Genomic DNA, 21,120 nt, shown 5'->3' with positions numbered 1-21,120 from the left:
GGGGAGGCCCCCGTCAGCGCCGGGCCGCGCGACCCGGCCCTGCCCAGCCACAACGCCGGTGGGCGGGCCCCTGAAGCCGCACCTGCGGCCGCTCAACCGGCCGTCGGCACCTGTGCGGTCAGGAGCAGGGGCAGGCGGGTTGTGCGGGGCTTTGCCGGGGTTTCCGCGACGGCGCGCGGCAGGGCCTGCTCCACACCGTGCACCACCGACAGATGGCGCTGGGCCCGCCCGAACGCCGTGTACACCCACGGGCGGCTGAGGGCCTGCGCGGCATCCCCGGGCAGCACCACCACCACGGCGGGCCACCGGCCGCCCACCGCCTGGTGCGCCGTCAGCGCCCACCCGTGCCGGACGGACTGCTCCACCCGCTCCTTCGGTACGACGACGCTCTCGCCGGAGCACGACAGATGAAGTCCCGCGGCGTCGGCCCCGACCACCTGGCCCGGCACCGTACGTCCCGGCGCGGGGGAGTAGGCGATCCGGTCCCCGGCGTCGAAGCCGCCGAACCGGCCGGGACCGGGATTGAGCCGTTCCTTCAGCGCGGCGTTCAGCGCACGCGTCCCGGCAGCGCCGCCATGCCCCGGCGTGATGACCACCGTCTGCTCGGTGGGCACGCCGATCGCCCGCGGCACCGAGTCCGCAACGAGCTGCACGGTCCGGTGCACGGCCTCACCCGCGTCCCGCACCGGCACGATCACGACCTCCTTGCCCGGCGCGTCGACCTGGAGCAGCTCGCCCACGCCGATGCCGGAGACCAACTCGCCCAGCGGACCGGGGTCCGGCCGCCGCGAGGCGACCTGGGGGCACCTGCGCACCGCCAGCAGATCCGCGAACACCCGCCCGGGCCCCACGGACCACAGCACCGCCGGATCCCCGGACAGCACCAGCCGGGCACCGTCCGGCAGCGACTCGGTGAGCAGGGCCGCGGCCTCCACATCGAGCTGGGGCGCGTCGAGGACGACAAGAAGGTCGAGGTCCAGCGCACCGTCCGGGTCCCGCCCCGGCCCCTCGGCACCGGACAGCAGCCCGGCGACGGTGGCGACCCCGGACTCCTCCCGCACCAGCTCCGCGAACCGCCCCCGGCCGACGGGACTGTGGGCGGCGGCCCAGACACGCAGGCCCACACCACGCGCCGCATCCACCAGCGCCGCGGCCTCGGCCCGGGACGCCTCACCACCCGTGTGCAGCACCAGCCCGTGCCGGGCGACCGCGCGGATCAGCTCGGCGGCCGACCCCTCGGCGGCCGACGCGGCCCGCTCCCACTCCTCGGCCGAACCGTCCTCCTTGGGCACCGAGTTGATCAGCCGGGCCAGACCGTCGGCGAGGCTCTCCTCCGCGAGCGCGTACCGCTCCAGCCCGACGAGCACCCGCACGGGGCGTTCCTCGCCCGCCTCCTCGTCCTCGCCCGACTCCTCCAGGCCGTCCTGGAACGCCAGGGCCTCGCCCTCCGCCAGGGCGCTCTGCACGGCCGCGTCCGGGTCGGGCACGCTCCGCTGGGCCAGGGCGGCGACGAGCGCCGGCATCTCCAGGGCGGTGTGCCCGGCGAGCGCCGCCTGTTCCAGCAGCCAGACGGTGACGGCCCGGCCCCGCCGCTCGTCGTCGGGCCCGCACTGAGCGCCCAGCAGGGCCCGCGCGAACCCGTCGGCCTGCTCGGGGCGCACCCCGCCGACCTGCAGCAACTGCCACGGATCGGCGCGCAGCAGATCGTCCGCACCCTCGCCCAGCACCGCGGCGACCTGCGGCGCCAGCGCCTCGGGAGCGCCACCGCCGCTCAGCACCCGCCGTACGGACTCCACGAGCTCCGCCGCGGGGGCCGGGGCGGCGGTGGGGGCCACCGGCTGCGGCTGCCGCACCGGCTCCGGAGCCGGCCGCCGGGGCGGGGGCTCCTCGAAGACGGCGGCGGGGGGCTTCTCGCCGCTCTCCACGGCGCGGACGGCCGCCAGCAGATCGGCGGCGGTCCCGCTGAGCTTGGTCCCGGCCTCGATGGGCGCCTTCTTCTCCGCCTTGCGCCGCTCGATCCGCTCCCGCTCGACCCGCTGGGCAGCCAGCTCGGCCTCCGCCTCCGACAACTCACCGGCAGTGGCGCTCGTGCCCTCGGCGTCCTGAGCGTCCGGGGCGTCCTGTGCGGCCTCGGTCTCCGGGGCGCCGCCCTCCGCCGGTGCGGCCGGGGTCTCCGGCGCGGCGTCCTCGGTGGTCTCCGGCTCCGTGCTCACAGCGTGCTCCAGTCGTGATCGGGATAGCGGTGCACGGGCACCGACACATCGTCGAGCGCCCGGCAGATCTCGTCAGGAAGACTAAGCGCCTCCACTGACAATGCCCCCGTGAGCTGCTGCGCGTTGCGCGCGCCGACGATCGGGGCGACCACGCCGGGCCGGTCCCGGACCCAGGCCAGGGCCACCTGGAGCGGGGTGACGGCCAGCCCGTCCGCCGCGGTCGCCACGGCGTCCACGATGCGGCCGGCCGTGTCGTCGAGGTACGGCTCGACGAAGGGTGCCAGGTGCTCCGAGGCGCCCCGTGAGTCCGGCGGCATGGCGTCGCCGCGGTACTTGCCCGTCAGCACACCACGCCCCAACGGCGACGACGGCAACAGCCCGATGCCCAGATCCACCGCGGCCGGCAGCACCTCCCGCTCGACGCCGCGCTGCAGCAGCGAGTACTCCATCTGCGTACTCGCCAGCCGGGTCCGCAGACCGGGTGCTGCGAGCTGCCAGGTCGCGGCCTTCGCCAGTTGCCAGCCGCAGAAGTTGGACACGCCCGCATACCGCGCCCGGCCGCTGCTCACCGCGATGTCCAGCGCCTGGAGCGTCTCCTCCAGGGGCGTGTCCGGGTCGAAGGCGTGGACGTGCCACAGATCGACATGGTCGGTACCGAGTCGCGCGAGCGAGGCGTCCAGCGCGGCCAGCAGATGCCCACGCGACCCGTCGAACCGCCGGTCCGGATCCGGTACGCTCCCGGCCTTGGTCGAGATGACCAGGTCCCGCCGCGGCACCAGCCCCTCCATGAGACGCCCGAGCAGATACTCGGCCTCCCCGTCCCCGTAGACGTCCGCGGTGTCCACGAGTGTCCCGCCGGCTTCCCAGAACGTCTTCAACAGGTCCGCGGCATCATGCTCATCGGTGTCCCGCCCCCAGGTCAGGGTGCCGAGTCCGATACGGGACACACGCAGGCCGGTACGGCCGAGATGCCTCTGCTCCATGAGCGCCGAGATTACTGGCCAGAACTGGTGCCGTGGGGGCCTGTGGACAACCGATTTCCCGGCCCCGCACGCCCGCACCCCCCATCGATCTGGGCGATCCACCACCCGCACGCTAATGTCGACGCCACAAGGGACGTTACTGATCAGTAAGGGGAAGGCCATGCAGCTCGGGATCAACCTCGGCTACTGGGGCGCCGGAATGGACGCGGACAATCTCGCCGTCGCCCAGGAGGCCGACCGCCTCGGCTACGCCGTCTGCTGGGCCGCCGAGGCCTACGGCTCCGACGCCGCCACCGTGCTCACCTGGGTCGCCGCCCAGACGGAGCGCATCGACGTCGGCTCGGCCATCTTCCAGATCCCGGCCCGCCAGCCCGCGATGACCGCCATGACCGCCGCCACCCTCGACTCCCTGTCCGGCGGCCGTTTCCGCCTCGGCCTGGGCGTCTCCGGCCCGCAGGTCTCCGAGGGCTGGTACGGCGTCAAGTTCGACAAGCCCCTCGCCCGCACCCGCGAGTACGTCGAGATCGTCCGCAAGGCCATGACCCGCGAACGCCTCACCTACGAGGGCACGCACTGGACCCTTCCCCTCCCCGGCGGCCCCGGCAAACCGATCAAGCTCACGGTCCACCCGCAGCGTGAGCACATCCCGCTCTACATCGCCGCGATCGGCCCCAAGAACCTCGAACAGACCGGCGAGATCGCCGACGGCGCCCTCCTGATCTTCCCCTCCGCGGCCCACCTCGAGGACACCGCGATCAAGCACCTGCGGGCGGGCCGCGAGAAGGCCGGCAAGACCATGGACGGCTTCGACGTCTGCCCCACCCTGCCCCTCGCCGTCGGCGACGACAAGGACGTGACGGCCCTCGCCGACACCTTCCGCCCGTACACCGCGCTGTACGTCGGCGGCATGGGCAGCCCCAAGCAGAACTTCTACAACCAGCTCGCCCAGCGCATGGGCTACGAGAAGGAGGCCGCCGAGATCCAGGAGAAGTACCTGTCCGGCGACAAGCAGGGCGCCGCGGCCGCCGTACCGCACGAGCTGATCGACCAGACCACGCTGCTCGGCTCCGTGGACCGGATCGCCGACCGGATGAAGGCCTACGCCGAGGCGGGAGTCACCACGCTCAGCCTGGCCCCCGCGGGCTTCACCCTGGACGAGCGGCTCGCCTCACTGCGGGCCGGTTCCAAGGCCCTGGAGCGGGCCGGGCTCGCGTAACCGCACCTCGTCGCAGGCGTGGACAAGTCTCACGTGGATAAGGCTCAGCGGCCGTGGTGGGGGCTCGGGGGTCTTCCCCGCCACGGCCGTCAGCGGGAACAACGCGCCGGCACGCACGCGGTTACGCACCCGACGCGACCCCGTCGGTCCTTCTTTTGGCTGAGTTGTCCGACAGAACTGTTGCACCACCCTGGCGCGCCCCTTTGACTCGTTCTTTGCGGAATCCTGCAGAGAGGTGCCCACAGATGCTTTCGGCCAAGAGTCTGTTCCAGGAGATCCTCGACAACGACGAGTCCTTCCGGCTGTTCTGCTCCATCGCGGCCAGCGGTGAGGCACAGGGCGGCTGGGAGAACGCCCGCATCGCCGCGCTCGTCCCCGCCGGTGAGCGCGAACTCGCCCCCAAGATCACCCGCCACGGTGCGGACGAGGACAAGCACGGGCGGATCTTCAACGCCCTGATGAAGAAGCGCGGTCTCGAACCCGTCCCCGTACCGTCCGAGACCGACTACACCATGCTTCTGGAGCAGAACGGCATCGGCCTCGCCCACGACAAGCTCAAGCGCGACGAGCCGCTCACCGTCCAGGACATCGTCATGTACCTCTCGCACAGCCGGGTCACCGAACAGCGCGCCTCCGAGGAGATGGAGATGCTGCGCAAGTACTTCGGCGACCACCCCGACCTCGGCCGCGCGGTCAGGATGATCTCCAACGACGAGGACAACCACCTCGCCTACTGCCACGAGGAACTGCTGCGCTTCGCGTACGCCGGGCACGGCCGGGCCATCCAGCGGACCCTGCGTGAGTGCGCGCTCGCGGAGATCCGGATCTACCGCGACGTCAGTCTCGCGGTCATGGCCCACATGGGCCGCATCCTCGGCTGGTCGAAGCCGAAGGCTGCGGTGCTCGCGTTCGGCATCCACGCCGTGTACTGGTACGAGCGGCTCGGCGGCTGGCGGCGCATGGTGTCCCTGAAGATGCCGGAGCGCCGCAACGCCCTCGGCGGCCCCGCGGCCGCGGCACCCGAATTCGCCTGACGCCGGAGCAGGCCGGGCCTCACCTCCAGGGCGGCCATGAGTCCGACGACCGCCGATACGCTGCCGTAGATCCCCACGATCACCGTGGGGATCTCGGCCCTGGCCGCCCCCGCGGGGACTCCGGGCCCCTGCGGCGGGCGGCGTGCGCCTACCCTGGGCCGCATGCCCACGTTGATCCTGGTCCGGCACGGACGTTCCACCGCCAACACCGAGGGAGTGCTCGCCGGCTGGACGCCCGGTGTCGCTCTCGACGAGCGCGGGGCCGCGCAGGCCGCCGCACTGCCCGGACGGCTCGTCGAGCTGCCGATCGCCGAGGTGGTCACCAGCCCGCTGCAACGCTGCCAGGAGACGATCCGGCCGCTGCTCGACGCCCGCCCGGGGCTGCCCGTCCACACCGACGAGCGGATCGGGGAGTGCCACTACGGCGACTGGTCCGGACGCAAGCTCGCCGAGCTCAAGGACGAGCCGCTGATGGAGGTCGTGCAGGCGCATCCGTCGGCGGCCGCGTTCCCCGCAGGCGAGTCGATGCGGTCGATGGCGACCCGGGCCGCCGAGGCGGTACGCGAGTGGAACGCGCGCGTGGAGCGTGATCACGGCCCCGACGCCGTGTACCTGATGTGCTCGCACGGCGACATCATCAAGTCCCTCGTCGCGGACGCACTGGGACTTCATCTCGACCTGTTCCAGCGGATTGCCGTGGAACCGTGCTCCGTCACCGCGATCCGCTACACCCGTCTCAGGCCGTTTCTCGTGCGCCTCGGGGACACGGGTGACTTCGCGTCCCTGGTGCCGCACGAGGAACCTCCGGGCGGGGACGCACCGGTCGGGGGCGGTGCGGGCGCACCGTGATCGTCCGCCGCAGTAGGGTGAAGCGGTCGCAGTAGCGCCGTACTTGTTCGCAGCCGAGCGTCCGCACGGCGGCCGGTCGGTCCCGATGTCGATGTCGACCCACGAATCAATGGAGACAGGACGTGTCCCGTCAGGTGTTCCTCTACGACCCCCCGGACCGCTTCGTGGCCGGTACGGTCGGACTGCCCGGGCGCCGTACGTTCTTCCTCCAGGCCACGGCCGGATCCCGGGTGACCAGCGTGGCCCTGGAGAAGACCCAGGTCGCCGCGCTCGCCGAGCGCATGGACGAACTGCTGGACGAGGTGGTGCGCCGCAGCGGCGGCAGCGCGGCGGTGCCGGCCGTGGCGCCCACCGAGATCACCGACACCGGCCCCCTGGACACCCCCATCGAGGAGGAGTTCCGGGTCGGCACCATGGCCCTCGCCTGGGACGGCGAGGAGCAGCGCATGATCGTCGAGGCGCAGGCCCTCGTGGAGCTCGACGCCGACTCCGAGGAGGACCTCGCCGAGGCGGAGGAAAGGCTGCTCCAGGACGAGGAGAACGGTCCCCCGATGCTGCGGGTCCGGCTCACCGGCGCGCAGGCCCGCGCCTTCGCCAAGCGCGCCCTCGACGTCGTCAACGCCGGCCGGCCGCCGTGCCCCCTGTGCAGCCTGCCGCTCGACCCGGAAGGACACGTATGTCCGCGCCAGAACGGATACCGCCGCGGAGCATGACGGCAGCCACTGCGAGCAGCGCAGCGGACGCCGCGCTGCTCGCAGCCGGCGAGCTCACCGTGCGCGGACGTATCCGGGACGCCTCCAACGCGGCGCTGTACTGCACGGTGACCCACGACGGGCGGGAGGCGGCCTGCGTCTACAAGCCCGTCGCCGGAGAGCGGCCCCTGTGGGACTTCCCCGACGGCACCCTCGCCCAGCGCGAGGTGGCCGCGTACGAGGTCTCCGAGGCGACCGGGTGGGGGCTCGTACCGCCCACCGTGCTGCGCGACGGGCCGTACGGCGAGGGCATGTGCCAGTTGTGGATCGAGGCGCAGCCGGACGGCGAGCTGCTCGCGCTCATCGACGCCGAGGAGCCCGGGCCCGGCTGGAAGGCGATCGGCTTCGCCGAGGTCGGGGACGGGAAGACCGCGCTGCTGGTGCACGCGGACGACGAGCGGCTGCGGCGGCTCGCCGTGCTCGACGCCGTGATCAACAACGCGGACCGCAAGGGCGGGCACCTGCTGCCGTCCGGCGACGGGCGGCTGTACGGCATCGACCACGGGGTCACCTTCAACGCCGAGAACAAGCTGCGCACGCTGCTGTGGGGGTGGGCGGGGGAGCCGCTCACCGCGGAGGCCGTCGAGGTGCTCCAGCGGCTCCGCAAGGAGCTGAAGGCGGGCGGGGCGCTCGCCGAGCGGCTGGCCGCGCTGATCACCGGCCCCGAAATCGACGCCACACGCGCGCGGGTGGACGTACTCCTCGCTTCGGGAGTGCACCCCGAGCCGAACGGGGAGTGGCCGGCCATCCCGTGGCCGCCCGTGTAGAGCCTGTCTGCACACGGGGCCGGGACCGCGCAAGAGTGCCTTCCCGGCCATCCGGCCTGGTCCGGTTCGTATACGGAACTCCAGTCCGGTTAGGCTCAAGACATGCATGCCTGGCCCGCTTCTGAGGTCCCCGCCCTGCCCGGCAAGGGCCGCGACCTCCGGATCCACGACACAGCGACCGGTGGCCTCGTCACCCTCGCCCCCGGTCCCGTCGCCCGTATCTACGTCTGCGGCATCACGCCGTACGACGCGACCCACATGGGTCACGCGGCGACCTACAACGCGTTCGACCTCGTGCAACGCGTGTGGCTCGACACCAAGCGGCAGGTGCACTACGTCCAGAACGTCACCGACGTCGACGATCCGCTCCTGCAGCGGGCGGATCGCGACGGTATCGACTGGGTCGCCCTCGCCGAACGGGAGACCGCGCTGTTCCGCGAGGACATGACCGCCCTGCGGATGCTGCCGCCGCAGCACTACATAGGCGCGGTCGAGGCGATATCCGGCATCGTGCCGCTGGTGGAGCGACTGCGGGACATGGGCGCCGCCTACGAACTCGAGGGGGACACCTACTTCTCCGTCGAGTCCGACCCCGACTTCGGCAACGTCTCGAACCTGGACGCCGCCGCCATGCGGCTGCTCTCCGCCGAGCGGGGCGGCGACCCGGACCGTCCGGGCAAGAAGAACCCTGTCGACCCGATGCTGTGGATGGCGGCCCGTGAGGGCGAGCCCAGCTGGGACGGCGGCTCGCTCGGCCGCGGCCGGCCCGGGTGGCACATCGAGTGCGTCGCGATCGCCCTCGACCACCTCGGGATGGGCTTCGACGTGCAGGGCGGCGGCTCCGATCTCGCCTTCCCGCACCACGAGATGGGCGCCTCGCACGCCCAGGTGCTGACCGGCGAGTTCCCCATGGCCAAGGCGTACGTGCACGCCGGCATGGTCGCCCTCGACGGCGAGAAGATGTCCAAGTCCAAGGGCAACCTCGTCTTCGTCTCCCGGCTGCGCCGGGACGGCGTCGACCCGGCCGCCATCCGGCTCGCGCTGCTCGCTCACCACTACCGGGCCGACTGGGAGTGGACCGACCAGGTGCTGCGGGATGCCCAGGCGCGGCTCGACCACTGGCGTTCGGCTGTCTCCCGCCCCGACGGGCCGAGCGCCGACGCGCTGGTCGAGGAGATCCGCGAGGCCCTCGCCCACGACCTGGACGCGCCGTCCGCGCTCGCCGCGGTCGACCGCTGGGCCGCCGCGCAGCACGAGCAGGGCGGCACGGACACCGGCGCCCCCGGTGTGGTGACGCGTGCGGTGGATGCGTTGCTGGGCGTGGCCCTGTAAGGCGCCGGTCGGCGCCATCGGTCGACGCAATGGGCCGCTTCCTCCTCACGGGGGAAGCGGCCCATTCGCGCTGCGTCCTCACTCCTCGGGCGAATCCTCGTCGTCGTTGCCCGGCTTCGGCGGCCGGGTCCGGCCGCCCGGGTTGTCCCGCAGATACGGCGGGCTGTCCCCGCCGTCCGCCGTGGCGTGTCCGCCGGGCGGGGTGCCGCCGTCCCGGCGCCGCAGGTACCGCTCGAACTCGCGGGCGATCGCCTCGCCCGACGCCTCCGGCAGCTCGGCGGTGTCCCGCGCCTCCTCCAGCGTCTGGACGTACTCCGCGACCTCGCTGTCCTCGGCGGCCAGCTGGTCCACCCCCACCTGCCAGGCGCGCGCGTCCTCGGGCAGCTCGCCCAGCGGGATGTGCACGCCGATCAGGTCCTCCAGGCGGTTGAGGAGGGCCAGCGTCGCCTTCGGGTTGGGCGGCTGCGACACGTAGTGCGGCACCGCCGCCCACAGCGACACCGCCGGTACACCCGCATGCGTGCAGGCCTCCTGGAGGACGCCGACGATGCCCGTGGGGCCCTCGTACTTGGTCTCCTCCAGGTCCATCCGGCGGGCCAGGTCCGCGTCGGACGTGGTCCCGCTGATCGGGACCGGACGGGTGTGCGGGGTGTCGCCGAGCAGGGCGCCCAGGATCACCACCAGCTCCACGCCCAGCTCGTGCGCGAAGCCGAGCAGCTCGTTGCAGAACGAGCGCCAGCGCATGGACGGTTCGATACCGCGCACCAGCACCAGGTCACGCGGCTTGTCACCGCCGACCCGGACCACCGACAACCTGGTCGTCGGCCAGGTGATCTTGCGGACGCCGGCGTCCATCCACACCGTGGGCCGGTTCACCTGGAAGTCGTAGTAGTCCTCCGCGTCCAGCGCCGCGAAGACCTCGCCCTTCCACTCCCTCTCGAGATGCGCGACCGCGGTGGAGGCGGCGTCGCCGGCATCGTTCCAGCCCTCGAACGCGGCCACCATGACCGGGTCGATCAGCTCGGGAACCCCCTCGAGCTCGATCACCCAGTGCCTCCTTCCGACGTGCCCTCGCCTAACGACCCAACCTTACGGCGTGCGGCAGGGGCGCCCGCAGCCCCCTTGCACGGGGGAGTGAACGGATCACTGCCCCGTTCGCCACCCCGGAACACCCCACGATTCATCCGAGCTGTCGCCGGCCCACGGGCCTGGCTCACAGGGTGCTGCGCAGCCACTGCTCCACGCTCGCGATATGCACCGTGGCCCAGGAGCGGGCCGCCTCCGCGTCGCCGTCGCGCAGGGCGGCGAGGATGGCACGGTGCTCGTGCAGGGTGCGGCTGACCGCGTCCTGCTGGGTCAGGCCGCGCCAGATCCGGGCCCGGGTGGTCGGCCCGGACAGGCCCTCGAGCAGGGAACACAGCACCGAGTTGCCGGAGGCCTGCACGATGCTCCGGTGGAACTCCAGGTCGCAGGCGACGAGCTTCTCCACCGAGGGATCGTCGCCCAGGGCGTCCAACTGGGCCGCCAGGGCGTCGACTTCCTGCTCGCCGATGCGGCCGGCCGCCATCGCCGTGGCGGCCGGCTCCAGGATGCGGCGCACGGCCAGGAACTCCAGCACGGTGTCGTCGCGGTGGAAGTCGACGACGAAGCTCATGGCTTCCAGGAGCAGTTGCGGATCCAGGCTCGTCACATACGTCCCGTCGCCCTGCCGCACGTCCAGGATCCGGATCAGCGACAGCGCGCGTACCGCCTCGCGCAGGGAGTTGCGGGACAGCCCCAGGCCGGCGGCGAGTTCGCTCTCCTTGGGCAGCCGGTCACCGGGACGCAGCGCACCGGAGACGATCATGTCCTTGATCTTCTCGATCGCCTCGTCAGTCACTGCCATGACCGGCCTCCCTGTAGCTCAGACCTCCGATGTCTCAGCACATTATGGGGGGTGCCGCCCGCCGACCGACGGGGAAAGGGGCGGCTCCGTCGGCGTGGAGCCGCCCCCTTCGCCGTGCGGGCGTTACTTCTTGTCGAGCAGGTCCTGGACCTTCGTACGGACTTCGTCCGTGGCCAGGCCGCGGATCGTCAGTGTCGTACGGCGGCGCAGCACGTCGTCCTGCGTCTCGGCCCACTCGTGGTCGCGGGCCCAGACGACCTGCGCCCAGATCTCCGGGGCGTCGGGGTGGACCCGCTCGGCCAGCTCCGGGTTCTCGTTGGCGAGCCGGGCGATGTCGAAGGCCAGCGAACCGTAGTGCGTGGCCAGGTGCCTGGCGGTGTCGGCCGCCATGCGCGGGCCGGGCGCCGGACGGTCGACCAGCAGCCGGTGAGCGACCGCGCGGGGGTTGGCGACACCCGGCAGCGGCAGTTTCTTCGGCAGCGTGGAGATCGGCTCGAAGTCCTCGCCCAGCGGGCGGCCCGGCAGCGTCTCCAGCTTCTTCATGATCGTCCGACCGATGTGGCGGAAGGTCGTCCACTTGCCGCCCGCCACGGACAGCATCCCGCCGCGGCCCTCGGTGACCACCGTCTCGCGCTTGGCCTTCGCGGTGTCGCCGGGGCCGCCCGGCAGCACCCGCAGCCCCGCGAAGGCGTAGGTGATCAGGTCACGGTCGAGTTGCTGGTCGCGGATGGAGAACGCGGCCTCGTCCAGGATCTGGGCTATGTCCTTGTCGTTGACCGAGACATCGGCCGGGTCGCCCTCGTACACCTCGTCGGTCGTGCCGAGCAGCAGCATGTCCTCCCAGGGGAGGGCGAAGGTGATGCGGTACTTGTCGATCGGGGTGGCGAGCGCGGCCTTCCAGGGGGAGGTGCGCTTCAGGACCAGATGCGCGCCCTTCGACAGGCGGATCGACGGGGCGGCATTCGGGTCCTCCATACGGCGCAGGTGGTCGACCCACGGGCCGGTCGCGTTCAGTACAAGGCGGGCGCTCACCCCGAACTCGTCACCGGACAGGCGGTCCTTGAGCTCGGCGCCGGTCACCCGGCCGTTGGTGAAGCGCAGTCCGGTCACCTCGGCGTGGTTGAGGACGACCGCGCCCGACTCGACGGCCGCGCGGACCGTCATCAGGGCCATCCGCGCGTCGTTCATCTGGTCGTCGCCGTACACGGCCACGGCCTTGAGGTTCTCGGTGCGCAGCTCGGGCACGTCCGCCTGGGCCTTGGCGGGGGAGAGCAGGTGCCCGACGCCGTCGCCGAAGGCCGACAGCATCGAGTAGGCGAAGACACCGGCCCCCAGCTTCGCGGCGCCGTGCGGGCCGCCCTTGTACACGGGGAGGTAGAAGGTGAGCGGGTTCGCCAGGTGGGGGGCCACCTGGCGGGAGACCGCACGGCGCTCGAAGTGGTTCTCCGCCACCAGCTTCACCGCGCCGGTCTGCAGGTAGCGCAGACCGCCGTGGAGCAGCTTGGAGGAGGCGGAGGAGGTGGCACCGGCGAAGTCGCCGGCGTCGACCAGGGCCACCCTGAGCCCGGACTGCGCGGCATGCCAGGCGGTGGAGATGCCCAGGATGCCGCCGCCGATCACGAGAAGGTCGTACGACGCCTTGGAGAGCTGCTCCCGGGTCTCGGCGCGGCTCGGGTTGGAGCCGGAGGCCGGACGTGTCCCCAGGGCAGGCACGGACTGCAGGGTGGACTGGCTGGTCATGGTGGGTTGTTGCTCCTCGTCAGCTAGGTGGAGCTCTTCCGAGCTCTCGTCAGCTCTCGTCCTCGTCGAGCCAGCCCATGGTCCGTTCGACGGCCTTGAGCCAGCTCTTGTACTCACGGTCGCGGATCTCCGCGTCCATGCGGGGGGTCCACTCGGCGGCCCGGCGCCAGTTGGCACGCAGGTCGTCGGTGCTGTTCCAGAAGCCGACGGCGAGACCGGCGGCATAGGCGGCGCCGAGGCAGGTGGTCTCGGCGACCATCGGGCGCACCACGGGGGCGTCCACGAAGTCGGCGAGCGTCTGCATCAGCAGGTTGTTGGAGGTCATGCCGCCGTCGACCTTGAGGGCCGTCAGCTCGACGCCGGAGTCCTTGGTCATGGCGTCGGCGATCTCCCGCGTCTGCCAGGCGGTGGCCTCCAGGACGGCGCGCGCGAGGTGCGCCTTGGTGACGTACCGGGTCAGGCCGGCGATCACACCGCGGGCGTCGGAGCGCCAGTACGGGGCGAACAGACCGGAGAAGGCCGGCACGAAGTAGGCGCCGCCGTTGTCCTCGACCGACAGCGCGAGCGTCTCGATCTCGGCGGCGGTGGAGATCAGGCCCATCTGGTCGCGCATCCACTGCACCAGCGCACCGGTGACGGCGATCGAGCCCTCCAGGGCGTAGACCGGCTGCTCGCCGCCGATCTGGTAGCCGACGGTGGTCAGCAGCCCGCTGTAGGAGTTGATGATCTTGTCGCCGGTGTTCATCACCATGAAGGTGCCGGTGCCGTACGTCGACTTGGTCTCGCCCTCGGAGAAGCAGGTCTGGCCGAACAGGGCCGCCTGCTGGTCGCCGAGCGCGGAGGCGACCGGGATGCCGCCGAGCAGGTCGCCCAGCTTGCCGCCGGTGATCTCGCCGTAGACCTCGGCGGAGGAGCGGATCTCGGGGAGGATCTGCAGCGGTACGCCGATCGACTCGCAGATCTTCTCGTCCCACTGCATGGTGTGCAGGTTCATGAGAAGGGTGCGGGAGGCGTTGGTGACGTCGGTGACGTGGTGGCCGCCGTTGACACCGCCGGTCAGGTTCCAGATGACCCAGGTGTCCATGGTGCCGAAGAGGATGTCACCGGCTTCGGCACGCTCACGCAGGCCCTCGACGTTGTCGAGCAGCCAGCGGGCCTTGGGGCCGGCGAAGTAGGACGCGAGGGGAAGGCCGGTCTCCCGGCGGAAGCGGTCCTGGCCGACGTTGCGGCCGAGTTCCCGGCACAGGGCGTCGGTGCGGGTGTCCTGCCAGACGATGGCGTTGTGGACGGGCTCACCGGTGTTCTTGTCCCACAGCACGGTGGTCTCGCGCTGGTTGGTGATGCCGATGGCCTTGATGTCGTCGCGGGTGATGCCGGCCTTCTCGACGGCGCCGGCGACGACCTCCTGGACGTTGGTCCAGATCTCGGTTGCGTTGTGCTCGACCCAGCCCGGCTTCGGGAAGATCTGCTCGTGCTCCTTCTGGTCGACGGAGACGATCCGGCCGTCGCGGTCGAAGACGATGCAGCGGGACGAGGTGGTCCCCTGGTCGATGGCGGCGATGAACGGGCCGGCGGTGTGTGCGTCGGTCACTGTGTGCTCCTGGAAGTCCTTGGGGCTGGGGCTCGGGTTACGGCGTCATGCTTGCGGCTGCGAGAGCGGACGGACCCGGTTCTAAGCAAAGGCGACGTTGTAGATGCCTGCCGCGATGGCGGCACCGATCAGCGGACCGACCACCGGGACCCATGCGTAGGACCAGTCGGAACCGCCCTTGTTGGGCAGGGGCAGAAGGGCGTGCACGATACGCGGACCGAGGTCGCGGGCCGGGTTGATGGCGTAGCCGGTCGGGCCGCCGAGGGAGAGGCCGATGCCGACCACGACGAGGGCGACCATCAGACCGCCGACGGCGCCGAGGCCCTTGCCGTTGTCGTTGAGACCTTGCGTGAGGACGGCGAGGACCAGCACGAACGTGCCGATGATCTCCGTCGTGAGGTTCATCACCGCGTTCCGGATCTCGGGGCCGGTGGAGAAGACGCCCAGGACCGGTCCTGCGCCCTTCTCCCGCGCCTCGACGGCCTTGGCCTGCGTGGTCTCCGCGTCCGGACTGCCGACGATCTCCTTGTCGGTGAGGTGCGCGTGGAACTGGCCGTAGTAGGCGAGCCAGACCAGCGTCGCGCCGATCATGGCGCCGAGCAGCTGTCCGCCCCAGTAGACCGGGAGGTTGCTCCAGTCGCTGTCCTTGATCGCGATACCGAGTGTGACCGCCGGGTTGAGGTGGGCGCCGGACAGCGGCGCCGAGATGTAGACGGCCGTCAGCACGGCGAAACCCCACCCGAAGGTGATCGCGAGCCAGCCGGCGTTGCGGGCCTTGGAGGCCTTGAGAACGACGGCGGCAACGACGCCACCGCCGAGCAGGATGAGTATGGCGGTACCGATGGTCTCGCCGATGAAGATGTCGGAGCTGGACACCCGCGACTCCTTTGTCCTTCGTCCAGGGGAAGCCGAACCCCGAGTCCCTTCCGGGGTCCGCGAGCCCTCGCAATGAGGGCGATACCAGCCCTTGGCGTTGTCACACTCTAGCGCGTATTGCCGTTAGGTGTTCGACAATGCCGACCGATGGACGGGAGTCTTGCTTCGGCGTTACGCGCACGTCAAGAGTTCTGTTGTCGAAAACGCGATCGTTATTGATCGCTGTGAGCTGTCGACCTCTGGGGCGGATGTGTTGAAATCTGCCCTATGTGTCCGTTTTTAGGGTAGGCCGAAAGCCGGAACGCCGTACTGACGCCCCGGTTTGCTCGGATGTGTGTCAGAACCGCCCGGCGCCCAGGTCCCGCGACACCGCGCGGGCACAGTCCCGTACCGCCGCGATCAGCTCGGGGCGCAGCTCGCCGTCCGGGCGCAGCCGCTCCACGGCACCCGTGATGCCGACCGCGCCGACCGGCATGCGCCGCCGGTCGTGGATGGGCGCGGCGACGGAGGCGACGCCCTCCCAGGTCTCCTCGACGTCCGCCGCGTAGCCACGCGCGCGCGTGATGTCGAGAATGTGCTCGAAGTCGTCCAGTTCGCACACGGTGCGGTCGGTGAACGCCTTGCGGTCGCTCTCCAGTGCCTCGCTGTGCGCGACCGGGTCGTACGCCGACAGGACCTTGCCCAGGGCAGTGGAGTGCAGCGGCTGCATGGCCCCGATCTCCAGCACCTGCCGGCTGTCGTCGGGCCGGAAGACGTGATGCACGATCAGTACGCCCTGCTGGTGCAGCACTCCCAGGTAGACGCTCTCTCCGCTGGAGCGGGCCAGGTCGTCCGTCCACACCAGGGCCCGCGCGCGCAGCTCGTGCACGTCCAGGTACGTGGTGCCCAGACGCAGCAGCTCGGCGCCCAGCTGGTAGCGCCCGGAGGCGTCGTCCTGCTCGACGAAGCCCTCCTGCTGGAGGGTGCGCAGGATGCCGTGGGCCGTGCCCTTGGCGAGACCGAGGGCCGAGGCGATGTCGGACAGACCCAGCCGCCGCTCGCCGCCCGCGAGCAGGCGCAGCATCGCGGCCGCCCGTTCGAGCGACTGGATGTTCCGTGCCATCGCCGTTCTGCCTCCGTCCCCTGTGCGACCGTCGAGCTCCGACGTCCGCCTCGCTGTTCGCCGATGTTCGACTATGTCCACTGTTCGGCAATGCCGAACACTACCTGTCGATGCCGATCTGCCGCCAATGGTCGGTCGGCAGTTGTTGCGTCACACGTTCACCGGCGGTGACCCGGCCGCCATCGTGGTCCGTCTCGTGGACGCCCCTGACCATAGGCCCCGGGTCCCGGCTACCCTGGCGGCGTGCGCCCTCGTCCGGAAGCCCGCCCGGGCTCTGGACAGCAAGCGCAAAGCCGACAGCCGTCGCACTCCAGGGAGCCCATACATGGCCTCGTTGCCGCAGACCCCTTCCACCGACAGTTCCACCGACAGCCGGACCCGCGTGTCCGCCCTGCGCGAGGCGCTCGCCACCCGAGTGGTGGTGGCCGACGGGGCGATGGGCACCATGCTCCAGGCCCAGGAACCCACCCTCGAGGACTTCCAGCACCTCGAGGGCTGCAACGAGGTCCTGAACGTCACCCGCCCGGACATCGTGCGCTCGGTGCATGCCGAGTACTTCGCCGCCGGCGTGGACTGTGTGGAGACCAACACCTTCGGCGCGAACCTCAGCGCTCTCGGCGAGTACGACATCGCCGACCGCATCCACGAGCTGTCCGAGGCAGGTGCCCGGATCGCCCGTGAGACCGCCGACGAGTTCGCGCAGCGCACCGGGCAGCAGCGCTGGGTGCTCGGCTCGATGGGCCCCGGCACCAAGCTGCCCACCCTCGGCCACACCACCTTCGCCGCGATCCGCGACGCCTACCAGCAGAACGCCGAGGGCCTCCTCGCGGGCGGTGCGGACGCGCTGCTCGTGGAGACCACGCAGGACCTGCTCCAGACCAAGGCCTCGGTCGTCGCCGCCCGCCGGGCGATGCGGACGGCCGGCTACGACGTACCGCTGATCGTCTCGGTCACCGTCGAGACCACCGGCACCATGCTGCTCGGCTCCGAGATCGGCGCGGCGCTCACCGCCCTGGAGCCGCTCGGCATCGACATGATCGGCCTGAACTGCGCGACCGGCCCGGCCGAGATGAGCGAGCACCTGCGCTTCCTGGCCCGCCACTCCCGCATCCCGCTGTCCTGCATGCCGAACGCCGGCCTGCCCGTGCTGACGGCCGAGGGCGCCCACTACCCGCTCACCGCGCCGGAACTTGCCGATGCGCAGGAGAACTTCGTCCGGGACTACGGGCTGTCGTTGGTGGGCGGCTGCTGCGGTACGACACCGGAGCATCTGCGGCAGGTCGTGGAGCGGGTCCGGGAGACCACGCCGAGCGAGCGCAGTCCGCGTCCGGAGCCGGGCGCCGCGTCCCTGTACCAGTCGGTGCCGTTCCGTCAGGACACCTCGTATCTGGCGATCGGTGAGCGGACGAACGCCAACGGGTCCAAGAAGTTCCGTGAGGCGATGCTGGAGGGCCGCTGGGACGACTGTGTGGAGATGGCCCGGGAGCAGATCCGTGAGGGCGCGCACATGCTCGACCTGTGCGTGGACTACGTCGGCCGGGACGGCGTCGCCGACATGGAGGAACTGGCCGGCCGGTTCGCGACCGCCTCGACGCTGCCGATCGTGCTGGACTCCACCGAGGTCGACGTGATCCGGGCGGGCCTGGAGAAGCTGGGTGGCCGGGCGGTCATCAACTCGGTCAACTACGAGGACGGTGACGGGCCCGAGTCGCGGTTCGCGAAGGTCACGGAGCTGGCCCGGGAGCACGGCGCCGCGCTGATCGCCCTGACCATCGACGAGGAGGGCCAGGCCCGTACGGCTGAGAAGAAGGTCGAGATCGCCGAGCGTCTGATCGCCGATCTGACCGGCAACTGGGGCATCCACGAGTCGGACATCCTCATCGACTGTCTGACCTTCACGATCTGCACCGGGCAGGAGGAGTCCCGGGGCGACGGCATCGCCACCATCGAGGCGATCCGCGAGCTGAAGCGCCGTCACCCCGATGTGCAGACCACCCTCGGCCTGTCGAACATCTCCTTCGGCCTGAACCCGGCCGCCCGGATCCTGCTCAACTCCGTCTTCCTCGACGAGTGCGTCAAGGCGGGCCTGGACTCGGCGATCGTGCACGCGTCGAAGATCCTGCCGATCGCCCGCTTCGACGACGAGCAGGTCACCACCGCCCTCGACCTGATCTACGACCGCCGCCGTGACGGCTACGACCCGCTGCAGAAGCTGATGGCACTGTTCGAGGGCGCCACTGCCAAGTCGCTGAAGGCGGGCAAGGCGGAGGAACTGGCCGCGCTGCCGCTGGAGGAGCGCCTGAAGCGGCGCATCATCGACGGCGAGCGCAACGGCCTGGAGGCCGACCTCACCGAGGCCCTGCAGGACCGGCCCGCCCTGGACATCGTCAACGACACCCTGCTGGACGGCATGAAGGTGGTCGGGGAGCTGTTCGGGTCCGGGCAGATGCAGTTGCCGTTCGTGCTGCAGTCCGCCGAGGTGATGAAGGCCGCCGTCGCCCATCTCGAGCCGCACATGGAGAAGACCGACGCGGACGGCAAGGGCACCATCGTGCTGGCCACCGTGCGCGGCGACGTGCACGACATCGGCAAGAACCTGGTCGACATCATCCTGTCCAACAACGGCTACAACGTGGTCAACCTGGGCATCAAACAGCCGGTCTCGGCGATCCTGGACGCCGCCCAGGAGCACCGGGCCGATGTCATCGGCATGTCCGGGCTGCTGGTGAAGTCCACGGTGATCATGAAGGAGAACCTGGAGGAGCTCAACGCCCGGGGCCTGGCCGCCGACTACCCGGTCATCCTCGGCGGCGCCGCCCTCACCCGCGCCTACGTCGAGCAGGACCTGCACGAGATCTACGAGGGCGAGGTCCGCTACGCCCGGGACGCCTTCGAGGGCCTGCGCCTGATGGACGCCCTGATCGGCGTCAAGCGGGGCGTGCCCGGCGCGAAGCTGCCGGAGCTCAGGCAGCGCCGGGTGCGGCCCACCGCCACCGCTGTCGTCGAGGAGCGTCCGGAGGAGGGGCACGTCCGCTCCGACGTCGCCACCGACAACCCCGTCCCGACGCCGCCGTTCTGGGGCACCCGCGTCGTCAAGGGCATCCAGCTCAAGGAGTACGCGTCCTGGCTGGACGAGGGCGCCCTGTTCAAGGGCCAGTGGGGACTGAAGCAGGCCCGCACCGGCGAGGGCCCCTCCTACGAGGAACTCGTCGAGAGCGAGGGCCGGCCCCGGCTGCGCGGCCTGCTGGACCGCCTCCAGACCGAGAACCTGCTCGAGGCGGCCGTGGTGTACGGCTACTTCCCGTGCGTGTCCAAGGACGACGACCTGATCCTCCTGGACGACGCGGGCAACGAGCGCACCCGGTTCACCTTCCCGCGTCAGCGCCGCGGCCGCCGGCTGTGCCTGGCCGACTTCTTCCGCCCGGAAGAGGCCGGCGAGACGGATGTGGTCGGGCTCCAGGTCGTCACGGTGGGCTCGCGGATCGGGGAGGAGACGGCCCGGCTGTTCGAGTCCGACTCCTACCGCGACTACCTCGAACTCCACGGTCTGTCCGTGCAGTTGGCCGAGGCCCTCGCCGAGTACTGGCACGCGCGCGTGCGGGCCGAGCTGGGCTTCGCCGGGGAGGACCCGGCAGACATGGAGGACATGTTCGCGCTGAAGTACCGGGGAGCGCGTTTCTCCCTCGGCTACGGCGCCTGCCCGGACCTGGAGGACCGGGCGAAGATCGCCGACCTGCTCGAGCCGGAGCGGATCGGGGTCCGGCTGTCCGAGGAGTTCCAGCTGCACCCCGAGCAGTCCACGGACGCCATCGTGATCCACCACCCCGAGGCGAAGTACTTCAACGCACGCTGATCGGATACGTCGTACACTGGTCGGTCCACAGCAGGCCGGTTCCCGTCAGGGAACCGGCCTGCTAGTCCCTCAGGAGGTACCACCGGATGACGACGACGGTCCCCGCACTCGGCACCCGTACGGCGGAGGGCTCCGCCCTGCAGGCCGTGCTCCTCGACATGGACGGCACTCTGGTGGACACCGAGGGCTTCTGGTGGGACGTCGAGGTCGAGGTCTTCGCAGGCCTCGGTCACACCCTCGACGATTCCTGGCGCCATGTCGTGGTCGGCGGTCCCATGACCCGCAGCGCGGGGTTCCTGATCGAGGCCACCGGCGCCGACATCACCCTCGCCGAGCTCACCGTCCTGCTCAACCAGGGGTTCGAGGACCGTATCGACCGTGCCCTGCCGCTGATGCCGGGCGCCGCCCGGCTGCTGGCCGAACTGGCCGCGCACGAGATCCCGACGGCGCTGGTCTCGGCCTCGCACCGGCGCATCATCGACCGGGTGCTGGGCTTGATCGGCCCCCAGTACTTCGCCCTGACCGTGGCCGGGGACGAGGTGGCGCGCACCAAGCCGCACCCCGACCCGTATCTGCTCGCCGCCGCGGGACTCGGTGCGGAACCGGCCAGATGCGCGGTCGTCGAGGACACCGCGACCGGTGTGGCGGCCGCCGAGGCCGCGGGCTGTCAGGTGGTGGCCGTACCGTCGGTGGCCCCGATCGCCCCGGCTGCCCGGCGTACCGTGGTGGACTCTCTCGAACAGGTGGACCTGGCATTTCTGCGCGGCCTGATGACGGAAATGCGCTAGGCGTTCACCCACCGTACCGCTTCGGCGGAACAGTAATTCACCGGGTGCACTTGCGAAAGAATTCGAGCTCCGGATGGCTGAATTCCGGTCCTGTTGAACCCTGTGCGAAAGTGTGATGTTCGTCACTTCTTGAGGGGTC

General features: G+C 71.0%; 16 protein-coding genes. 8 read left to right on the top strand and 8 right to left on the bottom strand.

Features of this window, described 5'->3' with window-relative positions:
• Window positions 1–92: 92 nt before the first annotated feature.
• Complete coding sequence (locus ACFV7R_RS09540; RefSeq protein ID WP_385261791.1) at window positions 93–2,213, bottom strand: helix-hairpin-helix domain-containing protein; 2,121 nt, start codon at window positions 2,211–2,213, stop codon at window positions 93–95.
• Window positions 2,210–3,196, bottom strand: coding sequence for an aldo/keto reductase (locus tag ACFV7R_RS09535; protein ID WP_385261789.1), 987 nt, complete (start codon window positions 3,194–3,196; stop codon window positions 2,210–2,212). Before ACFV7R_RS09535 ends, ACFV7R_RS09540 begins: the two co-directional genes overlap by 4 nt.
• 160 nt (window positions 3,197–3,356) lie before the next feature.
• Here ACFV7R_RS09535 and ACFV7R_RS09530 point away from each other — a divergent pair, with 160 nt between their 5' ends.
• The 6 genes from ACFV7R_RS09530 (at window position 3,357) to mshC (ending at window position 9,146) form a co-directional block, all read left to right on the top strand.
• On the top strand, window positions 3,357–4,412 hold the full coding sequence (locus tag ACFV7R_RS09530) for an LLM class F420-dependent oxidoreductase (protein ID WP_385261788.1): 1,056 nt from the start codon (window positions 3,357–3,359) through the stop codon (window positions 4,410–4,412).
• A 245-nt stretch (window positions 4,413–4,657) separates the two neighbouring features.
• Entirely contained in the window at window positions 4,658–5,446 is a 789-nt protein-coding gene (locus ACFV7R_RS09525) for a ferritin-like domain-containing protein (RefSeq protein ID WP_385261787.1), read from the top strand.
• 162 nt (window positions 5,447–5,608) lie between these two features.
• The gene (locus tag ACFV7R_RS09520; RefSeq protein WP_385261785.1) at window positions 5,609–6,295 is read left to right on the top strand and encodes a histidine phosphatase family protein; all 687 of its coding nucleotides are present in this window, start codon (window positions 5,609–5,611) and stop codon (window positions 6,293–6,295) included.
• Window positions 6,296–6,417: 122 nt separating this feature from the next.
• Window positions 6,418–7,008: a DUF3090 domain-containing protein gene (locus ACFV7R_RS09515; protein WP_224734422.1), complete on the top strand. Its 591-nt coding sequence runs from the start codon at window positions 6,418–6,420 to the stop codon at window positions 7,006–7,008.
• Window positions 6,972–7,814 (top strand): SCO1664 family protein, encoded by an 843-nt coding sequence (locus ACFV7R_RS09510; RefSeq protein ID WP_385261783.1) that lies wholly within the window; start codon window positions 6,972–6,974, stop codon window positions 7,812–7,814. The genes ACFV7R_RS09515 and ACFV7R_RS09510 overlap by 37 nt, the downstream gene beginning before the upstream one ends.
• 102 nt (window positions 7,815–7,916) lie before the next feature.
• A complete protein-coding gene (mshC, locus tag ACFV7R_RS09505; RefSeq protein ID WP_385261780.1) occupies window positions 7,917–9,146 on the top strand; it encodes a cysteine--1-D-myo-inosityl 2-amino-2-deoxy-alpha-D-glucopyranoside ligase in 1,230 nt (409 codons plus the stop codon).
• 78 nt (window positions 9,147–9,224) lie between these two features.
• Here the strand turns inward: mshC and ACFV7R_RS09500 are convergent, their stop codons facing one another.
• From ACFV7R_RS09500 to ACFV7R_RS09475, 6 genes are all read right to left on the bottom strand, one after another.
• Complete coding sequence (locus tag ACFV7R_RS09500) at window positions 9,225–10,193, bottom strand: PAC2 family protein (protein WP_224734419.1); 969 nt, start codon at window positions 10,191–10,193, stop codon at window positions 9,225–9,227.
• 166 nt (window positions 10,194–10,359) lie between these two features.
• Window positions 10,360–11,031, bottom strand: coding sequence for a FadR/GntR family transcriptional regulator (locus ACFV7R_RS09495; RefSeq protein WP_385261778.1), 672 nt, complete (start codon window positions 11,029–11,031; stop codon window positions 10,360–10,362).
• Window positions 11,032–11,154: 123 nt separating this feature from the next.
• Window positions 11,155–12,771: an FAD-dependent oxidoreductase gene (locus tag ACFV7R_RS09490; RefSeq protein WP_385261776.1), complete on the bottom strand. Its 1,617-nt coding sequence runs from the start codon at window positions 12,769–12,771 to the stop codon at window positions 11,155–11,157.
• A gap of 49 nt (window positions 12,772–12,820) precedes the next feature.
• Complete coding sequence (gene glpK / locus ACFV7R_RS09485) at window positions 12,821–14,362, bottom strand: glycerol kinase GlpK (protein ID WP_385261773.1); 1,542 nt, start codon at window positions 14,360–14,362, stop codon at window positions 12,821–12,823.
• Window positions 14,363–14,443: 81 nt separating this feature from the next.
• Window positions 14,444–15,238, bottom strand: a complete 795-nt coding sequence (locus ACFV7R_RS09480; RefSeq protein ID WP_385261770.1) for an MIP/aquaporin family protein — start codon at window positions 15,236–15,238, stop codon at window positions 14,444–14,446.
• A 337-nt stretch (window positions 15,239–15,575) separates the two neighbouring features.
• Window positions 15,576–16,340 carry an IclR family transcriptional regulator gene (locus ACFV7R_RS09475; protein ID WP_385261767.1) on the bottom strand — a complete coding sequence of 255 codons (765 nt, stop codon included), beginning with the start codon at window positions 16,338–16,340 and terminating at the stop codon, window positions 15,576–15,578.
• A 325-nt stretch (window positions 16,341–16,665) separates the two neighbouring features.
• Between ACFV7R_RS09475 and metH the strand changes: the two genes are divergently transcribed.
• Both metH and ACFV7R_RS09465 read left to right on the top strand, forming a co-directional pair.
• Window positions 16,666–20,193, top strand: coding sequence for a methionine synthase (metH, locus tag ACFV7R_RS09470; protein WP_385261764.1), 3,528 nt, complete (start codon window positions 16,666–16,668; stop codon window positions 20,191–20,193).
• Window positions 20,194–20,279: 86 nt separating this feature from the next.
• On the top strand, window positions 20,280–20,981 hold the full coding sequence (locus ACFV7R_RS09465; protein ID WP_385261761.1) for an HAD family hydrolase: 702 nt from the start codon (window positions 20,280–20,282) through the stop codon (window positions 20,979–20,981).
• Window positions 20,982–21,120 lie beyond the last annotated feature (139 nt).

Origin of the sequence: Streptomyces sp. NPDC059866, assembly GCF_042731325.1 — a bacterium.
GTDB classification, from domain to species: Bacteria; Actinomycetota; Actinomycetes; order Streptomycetales; family Streptomycetaceae; genus Streptomyces; species Streptomyces flavusporus.
Note: the sequence above shows the minus strand (reverse complement) of the source record. Positions and strands in the feature narration are given on the sequence as shown.